This window comes from Exiguobacterium sp. AB2, from assembly GCF_000696055.1.
Classification (GTDB): domain Bacteria; phylum Bacillota; class Bacilli; order Exiguobacteriales; family Exiguobacteriaceae; genus Exiguobacterium; species Exiguobacterium alkaliphilum.
This window is the reverse complement of the sequence record NZ_JNAA01000090.1, coordinates 1-2,310: the sequence shown is the minus strand read 5'-3', so window position 1 is coordinate 2,310 and position 2,310 is coordinate 1. Positions and strand designations below refer to the sequence as shown.

Here is a 2,310-nt window from a genome sequence, read left to right as displayed (position 1 = left end):
TAAATCGTCTTTAGACAGGCGATGCCCCTTGTAATCAATCGCATATTCGACGCCTCCATCTTGCCAGCTCACCATTTGAGTGTCGTCCACGTCATTGAAATAAGCGTTTGACCCATCCCCTAATGTGACAGGTTCGTCCCACGTCGCGACATGGTTCCAGCCGAGGTCTGTCGTCGCCCAGACGGTCAACTGTTCCGTGTCGTTTTTATAGACGAGACGAGCCTGATTTAATTGAATCACGTTGCCGTATGTATCCGTCGATTTTAGAGGGAGATAGGTCGGCTCCGAAACTTCAAACGGAATAAAAGCGGTCGTGAAAGCGATAGGAAGAGGGACTGAACTGCGACCGATGAGTAGCAGTATGAAGGCGAATCCGAACAGATAAAGAAAGACACGTCTATTTTTTCTTCGTTCATTTGATGGAAACATACAAGGCTACTCCTTTTGAACAATTGATTGAATCTGCGTTCCTCAGTAACAAATGTCACAGCTTTTTCATCGCAACGTGCTTTACACTCGACATAGAAGGAGTGAAGCACAATGAAATGGATGATTCCAAAACAGCATGGTGCCTGGTCGATGCTGATTTTACCGTTTTTACTTGGTGGCATCGTCGGCGGCTGGACGCTCGCACACATCCCGTTCGCCATCGCCTGGCTGTTCGTCTACATGGGTACGTTTTTCTTGTTCCAATACGTGAAGCAACGGAAAAAGTCGCAAGAACTGCTCCGTACAGTCACCCTCTATCTCTTAATTGCAATCATCGCCGCGCTCCCAGTCTTCCTGACCGAATGGCGTCTCATTTGGTTCGTCTTTGCGATGCTGCCGTTCGGTCTCGTCAACGCGTATTTCGCTAAAATGAAGGACGAGCGCAACGTTTGGAACGACGTCAGTGCCGTCACCTCGTTTTGCATCGGCGGGGTGGCCAGCTATTACCTCGGGGCGCGCGTCGTGGACGGGACGATGGTATGGCTATTCGTCTTACCGTACTTCTACTTTCTTGGCAGCATCTTTTACGTGAAGACGATGATTCGAGAGAAGAAGAGCCAAACGTATCGAAACGTGTCGTGGGGCTACCACGTCTTGCTCGTCATGGCTTTCATCGTGCTCGGTAATCCGTTACTTGCGTTGGCCTATGCGCCGAGTCTCATCCGAGCGATTGGTTTTTACGGGAAACAAGTCCCGATTATGCGCATTGGCATCATTGAAATCGCGAATTCTGTGTTCGTCCTAATCTGTCTGAGCGCCTATTTATATGTATAGAAGGGGAGACCCTTCTTTTTTTAGTCGCTCGACGACGTACTCGAGATGACGGCCACTGTCGCGGCGGCCGTCGCCGCTTGTTGCATCGCGAGCAGATGGGCGAACGTTCCATGAAGTAGCAGTTCGCTCGCCTCTTCGGTAATGGTGTCGGCGGCGACGAGCTGCAAGGCGATGGTTAACGCATGCGTGTTGAACCAACGCTGCTTCTCGGTTTCGGCACCGACGATGTCGGCCACGGCCTGGACCGTTTCGTCGGTCGGCTCGGTGACGATTGTTAGCAGGGCGAGCGGTGGCAGATGTTCGTTTCGGACGGTGATCTTTTGCCGTTGGAGCCGCTCTCGCCAATCGAGGAAGCGTGTGACGGCATCGGTCGGGTCGAGTTCACTGAAGGTGAGCAAGTGCGAAACGAGCTGGAGTTCGTTCGAGCGGGACATGTGGACCTTCAATGCCTCGTAGTACGCCTCGATGCGTTCATTCAAAGTGCTATGGTCGTCAAACGCTTGGACGAGGACGAGGGCGGACAATAAATCTTCTTCGCTCGTCAGCCACGGATGATGTTGTTTGAACGTTTGATAGAGGGCCGTCGCCTCGTCGAGTCGGCGTTCCGGGTCGTCGACGTTCAGCAGTTGACTCGCGATGAACGGACGCAACGTGCTGTAACGGAAATGTTTCCGGTCGAGTAATTGATCGAGGCGTAGTGCCTCGTCGATTGCCGGGGCGACGTCTTCATATTTGGCGTCAAGGAATGAGAACCAGACGAGACTGTTCGTTCCGCGGAACTTTGAGAACATGCCTGTCCTTTGTTTTAAGGCGGCCTGCGCTTGTTCAAACCTGGATGGGTCGAACGGGGCATCGTGAATGGCATAATGGATGGCCATCAACCGCCGGAAGTCATCGGTGAGCGACCATTTGGTGGCTTGTTTGATTGCATCGAGTGTCTCAACGTAACGGGTGTAACGCGTCGTCATCGTACATTCCCCCTTTTTATACGTATACGGACCACCACGAAAAATGATTCAAAAAACCGCCACGGGATTTTTGAGGGCA

Annotated in this window: 3 protein-coding genes; 1 reads left to right on the top strand and 2 read right to left on the bottom strand. The window is 52.0% G+C overall.

All coding sequences use genetic code 11. The annotated features are described in order from the left end of the window. On the bottom strand, window positions 1–240 hold a 240-nt coding region (locus DI14_RS15365), incomplete at its 3' end, for a hypothetical protein (RefSeq protein WP_152545905.1). Window positions 241–540: 300 nt separating this feature from the next. On the opposite strand from DI14_RS15365, the gene DI14_RS11410 reads away from it, so the two are divergent. After that, a complete protein-coding gene (locus DI14_RS11410) occupies window positions 541–1,263 on the top strand; it encodes a YwiC-like family protein (RefSeq protein ID WP_034808658.1) in 723 nt (240 codons plus the stop codon). Window positions 1,264–1,283: 20 nt separating this feature from the next. Here DI14_RS11410 and DI14_RS11405 read toward each other — a convergent pair whose 3' ends face one another. Beyond that, complete coding sequence (locus DI14_RS11405) at window positions 1,284–2,231, bottom strand: DUF4003 family protein (protein WP_034808656.1); 948 nt, start codon at window positions 2,229–2,231, stop codon at window positions 1,284–1,286. Between the last annotated feature and the right edge of the window lie 79 nt (window positions 2,232–2,310).